Here is a 6,102-nt window from a genome sequence, read left to right on the forward strand (position 1 = left end):
GAGATAAAATTGGATTGCCGGATCGATGTCGCCGCAACGCGTACCCATCACCAAACCTTCCAGCGGGGTGAGACCCATGGAGGTGTCAACGCTCTTGCCGTCGCGGATCGCGGTTGCGCTCGAGCCGTTGCCCAGATGTAGCGTGATCAGGTTGCAGCACTCCAAAGACCGGCCAAGCATCGCGGCGGCGCGTTTGGCGACGTAGTAGTGCGAGGTGCCGTGGAAGCCGTACCGGCGGATCCTGTGCTCGCGGTACAGCCACTCGGGGATCGCGTAGCGATAGGCGGTCCGCGGCATCGTATGATGAAACGCGGTGTCGAAGACCGCGACCGAGGGGACCGTCGGGAAGAGCCGGCGGGCCACCTCGATACCGGCGAGATGGGCCGGATTGTGCAGTGGCGCCAGGGGGACTACGCCCTGAATCGCCTCGGCGACGGCATCGTCGACGATGGTCGGGCGCTTGAAATGCTCGCCGCCGTGGACGACGCGATGACCGATCACGGCCAGCTCCGAGACATCGCCCAAGACCCTGGTCTCGTGCAGCGCCTTGACGATACGGTCGATGCCGTCTTGGTGGGTGGGAATCGGCACCCGGGCGCGTCCCGACTGCCGGATCCCGGAGGCATCCAACCACTCCTCCTTGATCTCGCCCTCCGGCTCGCCGATGCGCGACACCGAGCCCGAGGCGAGGGCAACCCAATCCTCGCTGCGGAAGAGCTGATATTTGATCGACGAGCTGCCTGAATTGAGGACAAGTACCTTCACCTGAGTCTCCTGGTCAGTCCCGAGCGATGCCGAGGGCATCGGCGTCGGCTTGCGCCAAAGCGAGTGCGTGATCGTTCTGCGCCTGGATTGCGGTGATTGTCACCGTATTGACGATGTCGGTCACGGTGCAGCCTCGGCTCAGATCGTTGACTGGCTTGTTCAGACCCTGAAGCACCGGGCCGATGGCCACGGCATTGGCGCTGCGCTGCACCGCCTTGTAGGTGTTGTTGCCGGTGTTGAGGTCCGGAAAGACGAAAACGGTCGCGCGCCCGGCGACTTCGCTCTCGGGCATCTTCGAGCGAGCCACGCCGATGTCGACCGCCGCATCGTACTGGATCGGACCCTCGAGCTTGAGATCGGGACGTCGCTCGCGTGCGATCCGCACCGCCTCGCGCACCCGCTCCACGTCCGCGCCCTTGCCCGAGCTGCCGCTGGAATAGGACAGCATGGCCACACGCGGCTCGATCCCGAACGCCGCCGCCGTCCCGGCCGAGGTGATGGCGATGTCGGCGAGGTCTTCCGCGGTCGGGTTCGGGTTGACGGCGCAGTCGCCGTACACCAGGACCCGATCGGCGAGACACATGAAGAAGACGCTGGAAACGAGCTTCACCCCGCGTTTGGTCTTGATGATCTCGAAGGCCGGTCGGATGGTGTGCTGGGTGGTATGCACCGCACCCGACACCATCCCGTCGGCATCGCCTGCGTGGACCATCATGGTGCCGAAATAGCTCACGTCTTCCAAGGCGTCGCGCGCCATCTGCTCGGAGATGCATTTGTGCTTGCGCAGCTCGAAATAGGTTTGCGCATAGCGCTCGCGATCCGGAGCTGTGATCGGGTCGATGATGGGGATTTCGTCCAGCTTGAGCCCCAGCTCGCCGATCCGACGGCGGATCTTTTCGGGGTCGCCGAGCAGAGTCAGATCCACGACTTGGCGCAGCGTGAGGATCTCGGCGGCCCGCAGAATCCGCTCGTCCGTACCCTCGGGCAACACGATGCGTTGACGGCGCGTCTTGGCACGACGCACCAGCTCGTACTCGAACATCAACGGCGTGGTGCGGTCGGAGTGTCGCACCGCGATCCGGGCGCGTAGCTCTTCGACGTCGACATGACCTTCGAAGACGCCGAGGCCCGCCGCGATCTTGCGCTCGTCGCCGGGGAGGATGGTCGCCTCGATGCCGTTGACCCTCATGGCGGTGGTGAAGGTGTCGGTCGACACGCGCAGGATCGAGACCTTGGTGCGACGCAGCCCCTCGAGCAAACGCTGCACATTCTCGGCCGGCTGCAGCCCGCCGGTCAGGAGCAGCCCGGCCACACGGGGGAAGGAGGAGGAGACGTCGGCCGCGAGACTCGCGAGGATGATGTCGGATCGGTCGCCCGCGGTGATGATGAGACAGCCGTCCTCGATGTAGCTGAGGAAATCCGGGACCTCCATCGCCGCGATCTTGTAGTTGGAGACGACCTGGTTCATGGCATCGCCGTCGCCGCAGAGACACTCGCAGTCCAGGGCCTGGCGGATCTCGCCCACGGTCGGCATCCCGAGTGCCGCTTGGCGCGGCAGCACATAGACGTTCTCGCGCTCCGGCAAGAGCTTGCGGGCACGGGCCTTGACCGTTTCGACATGCTCCGGGTCGACCCCGTTGATGACGCTCGCGAGGAAGTCTCCGCCGCGATTGCGCATCGACTCGTGGGCCATGTAAAGCGCCTCGAGCGCCTCTTCCGGGCTGCGGCCGAAGCCCTTCACCACGACCACGACGTTGCAGCCGAGGTTGTTGGCCAGGTCGGCGTTGAAGTCGAACTCCAGGGAGGGAACCAGGCCGTCGAAGTCCGTTCCGGCACAGACGACGAGATCGCAGCTCTCTTCCAGCATCTTGAATTTATTCAAGATCATCTTCAGAAGCTCGTCATAGTGACCAGCCGCGACCAGATGGCTGGCGGTCTCGGCCGTGCATCCGTAGAGCATCTCCGGGGAGAAGGGCAGGTCGTATCGACTGCGGATCAGGGTGGTCAGATTGTCGCGCTCGACGCCCTTGGAGACGATCGGGCGAAAGAACCCCACCTTCCGATTGACGGCGTAGAGCATCTCCATGAAGCCCAGAACAACCACGGACTTACCGCTGCCGGAACCGGCACCGGCGATGTAGACGCTTTGCATGGATCTTCCTCTTGCGCGAAACAGGCTGGACGGGGTCGAGCGACCCGATCGAATGGTTGGATGATTCGGCACGACGAACGCCCCGAATGCTGCACTGCGCAAAAATACCAGATAACGGCTCCCGGCCGCGACCTCGCATTAAGCCGCGTCCGCGCGACATGTGGATGTGCGATTCAGGTCCGCACCGTCGAGTGCACCAAATGCCTTACCCCTGACGCGGCTTAAGTCATTAAAATTTTTCTCATCTTGAACCGCGTCGACGCCGACGCCCGGCGGAATCGACGAGGTCGAGGCAATCCCCGGACCGTCCATGTCACGCCGGACGCGGTTCAACCGCGGTTCAAAGGGCCTCGGACAGGCGCCACTCTCCGAAACTCTCGGTCAAGTACGCCTTGCTGCTGATGTAATTCAAGACGTTGCGCAGCCGATAGAAGCGCACGACCGAGTCGACGCGCAGCAGCTCCTTGCCGCGCTCGTCGAAGAAGAGGATTGACGGGGCATAGAAAAGCCCGAGCTGTTCGGCCCAAGCGCGTGCCGTGGTGCGCTCGCCGGAGGGCGTGACGACGGGCGTCTCCGACCACATGTCGAGCTGAACGCTGTCGAAGTTGCCGAAATAGCCGGTGATCGCGGGCTCCTTCAGGGCTTGGCCGTGCAGCACGTCGCAAGCGTGGCAATCGCCCTGCTCGAAGAAGACGGCGAGCGGGCGCTCGCTCGGGAAGCGTCGATCGAGGTTGTACGGGGGCTTCGCGAAGAAGGGCTGCTCGTTGAGATCCTCCGGTTCGAACACCATCCGGTTCTCGCCGCGGGCGAGATAGTCCCGAAAGGTCTCGCGGGTGTAGTGCCCGTCGGCGACATACTCGAGCGCGGCGCGAAACTGATAGGGCGGATAGTAGCCGCGCAGGCGCAGGGCGAGCTTGCCCTCGGCGTCGTAGAAGAGCAGTGATGGGGTGAAATTGGTGTCCTCGCGGACCGAGAACTCGCGCTCGGTCATCACCTCGCCGTCTACCGTCGTGACCTCCTCCACGCCCCAGACGTCGATGGAGACCAGATCGAAATGGCGCTGAGTGTACTCGAGGATATCGGAAAGGCCGAAGTTTTCGTTCAGGAGCTTGTGGCAGTAGGCGCAATGTTTCTGCCCGAAATAGACGATCAATCCCTGTTTCCCGTCGGCGATCGCCTCCTCGAGATCGCTGGGAAGATCGAGGAAACCCGTTTTGAACCAATCCGGATGCTCGAGCAGATCCTCGCGCGGGAAGTCGTCGAAGCTGTAGGCCGAATCATCCGGCGGGGGCACGTCTTGGGCCTTCGCGCCGTCGATGACCGTCGGGGCGCCCGTGATCAGACCCAGTGTCAAGACGATCGCCGAGGCGGCGGAAAAACGAAACATGCGTGATCTCCGTTGGGGGTTTAAACCGCGTCCAGAGTGAAATGCGTCGTTTTCATGTTGTGTCGAGCTCAAGGATTCTTCCGACCTTTTTTTGGAGACGCGGTTTAAAAATTTAATATTTTTATACTTTAAACCGCGCCGGCTCCGACGGTTGTCGGCGCCGGCGCGGCCAAGCCAATCCAGCAAACGACGCATACCGCACCGGGCGCGGTTGAGTCGTGAACGCCGTCCGGGGCCCATCCGGATCACCGGTTCGGATCGGTCAGCGCTCGCGATCCATGACACGCAAGGCGATGAACAGAGCCGCCACCGATCGAGCCTCGTCGAAATCCTCCCGAGCAAGCAACTCGTCGATCGCGTCGAGCCTCCAGGGCACCACCTCGATCGGCTCCGGCTCGTCGCCGAGGAGACGGCTGGGATAGAGGTCGCGTGCCAGCACGATAAGGCTATGATGCTCGATATAGCCGGGCACCAGGGAGACGCGTTTGATGATCCGCAGATCACGCGCACCGTAGCCGATCTCCTCCTGGATCTCGCGATCGGCGGCGGCCAAGGGATCCTCGCCCGCTTCCACGACGCCCTTGGGCAGTCCGAGCTCGTAGCGATCGCTGCCGGCGCCGTATTCGCGGATCAGGAGCACCGTCTCGGGGTCGAGCATGGGGACGATCATGACCGAATCCGTGCCGCCGGGCACGCGCTCGAAGGTGCGGCGCGCGCCGTTCGCAAACTCCAGATCGACCTCTTCCACCCGGAACAAGCGGCTCTGGGCGACGATTCGCCGATCCAGTATTTTCGGTTTACGAAGCATGAACGAAACTCCGATGGGTCAAGTCGCTACGAAGCGACGCTGAAAACACGAGGCGACAAGGGGTATGGCATGATCGATTGGCATCGTATCGACACCGTCTTTTTGGACATGGACGGCACCCTGCTCGACCTGCACTTCGACAATCATTTTTGGCTCGAGCATGTCCCCAAGCGCTATGCCCAAGCCCGCGGTCTTGTGCCCGAGATGGCCAAGGCCCAGCTGCTCGCTCGCTATCGCGACGTCGAGGGCACACTCGAGTGGTATTGCATCGACCACTGGAGCCGCGAGCTCGGTCTGGATATCGCCCTGCTCAAGCAGGAGGTCGAGCACCTGATCGCGGTCCATCCGCATGTGCTCGACTTCCTGGAAGCACTCGAGCGACGTGGCAAGCGGCGCGTCCTGGTCACCAACGCCCATCAGAAGGCGCTCGCTCTTAAGCTCGCGCGGACCCGTCTCGGGGGACACTTCGATCGGGTCATCTGCTCGCATGACCTGAAGGTCGCCAAGGAGGCGCCGGGGTTTTGGTCGCTGGTGCACGCGATCGAGCCTTTCGACGTCGAGCGCACCCTCTTCATCGACGACAGCACGAGCGTCCTGCGGGCGGCGCGCGATTTCGGATTTCGCTGGTTGATGGCCGTGGTCGAGCCCGACTCGAAGGGTCCTAGGCGCGAGGTCGCCGATTTCCCGGCGATCGCTCACTTCGGCGATCTGCTTCCGAGTCTGCATGCGGACTGAATGAGCCCGATGTCGCAGGGGCCGCAGGTTGCGGTTTCACTCCTCAATCGACCGGTTCGGGCGCTGAAGAGGGCGTCGGCGGATTCGCGCCTTCTGCGCTCGGTTTTTTCGACCGACGCCGCCGGCGTCGCTTCTTTGGCTCACCGCTCGGGGCCTCCGTGCGCGGTGGGCTCGCCTCCAGGCTCTCGGTCACAGCCGCACCGGTGAACGCCGACGGGTCTGTCAACGCGGCGACTTCGGGCTGCCTCCGGGGTG

Annotated in this window: 5 protein-coding genes; 1 reads left to right on the forward strand and 4 read right to left on the reverse strand. The window is 63.3% G+C overall.

Features of this window, described 5'->3' with window-relative positions:
- The 4 genes from GPT33_RS16035 to nudE all read right to left on the reverse strand — a co-directional run.
- Positions 1 to 765, reverse strand: a 765-nt coding sequence (locus GPT33_RS16035; protein ID WP_296810819.1) for an acetate/propionate family kinase, incomplete at its 3' end; no start/stop codon positions are given.
- A gap of 13 nt (positions 766 to 778) precedes the next feature.
- Positions 779 to 2,917 (reverse strand): phosphate acetyltransferase, encoded by a 2,139-nt coding sequence (gene pta, locus GPT33_RS16040; RefSeq protein WP_296810821.1) that lies wholly within the window; start codon positions 2,915 to 2,917, stop codon positions 779 to 781.
- 340 nt (positions 2,918 to 3,257) lie between these two features.
- Positions 3,258 to 4,304 (reverse strand): thioredoxin fold domain-containing protein, encoded by a 1,047-nt coding sequence (locus GPT33_RS16045; protein ID WP_296810823.1) that lies wholly within the window; start codon positions 4,302 to 4,304, stop codon positions 3,258 to 3,260.
- A 262-nt stretch (positions 4,305 to 4,566) separates the two neighbouring features.
- Complete coding sequence (gene nudE / locus GPT33_RS16050; RefSeq protein ID WP_296810824.1) at positions 4,567 to 5,112, reverse strand: ADP compounds hydrolase NudE; 546 nt, start codon at positions 5,110 to 5,112, stop codon at positions 4,567 to 4,569.
- Between the two features lie 69 nt (positions 5,113 to 5,181).
- Here nudE and yrfG point away from each other — a divergent pair, with 69 nt between their 5' ends.
- Positions 5,182 to 5,847, forward strand: a complete 666-nt coding sequence (gene yrfG / locus GPT33_RS16055; protein WP_296810827.1) for a GMP/IMP nucleotidase — start codon at positions 5,182 to 5,184, stop codon at positions 5,845 to 5,847.
- Positions 5,848 to 6,102 lie beyond the last annotated feature (255 nt).

This window comes from Thiocapsa sp. (assembly GCF_011390875.1).
In the GTDB taxonomy this organism is placed as follows: Bacteria; Pseudomonadota; Gammaproteobacteria; order Chromatiales; family Chromatiaceae; genus Thiocapsa.

Bases quoted from the DNA above. Each gene is read 5' to 3' on its own strand.
- yrfG (WP_296810827.1), top strand. From the start codon at position 5,182: ATGATCGATTGGCATCGTATCGACACCGTCTTTTTGGACATGGACGGC.
- pta (WP_296810821.1), bottom strand. From the start codon at position 2,917: ATGCAAAGCGTCTACATCGCCGGTGCCGGTTCCGGCAGCGGTAAGTCC.
- GPT33_RS16045 (WP_296810823.1), bottom strand. From the start codon at position 4,304: ATGTTTCGTTTTTCCGCCGCCTCGGCGATCGTCTTGACACTGGGTCTG.
- nudE (WP_296810824.1), bottom strand. From the start codon at position 5,112: ATGCTTCGTAAACCGAAAATACTGGATCGGCGAATCGTCGCCCAGAGC.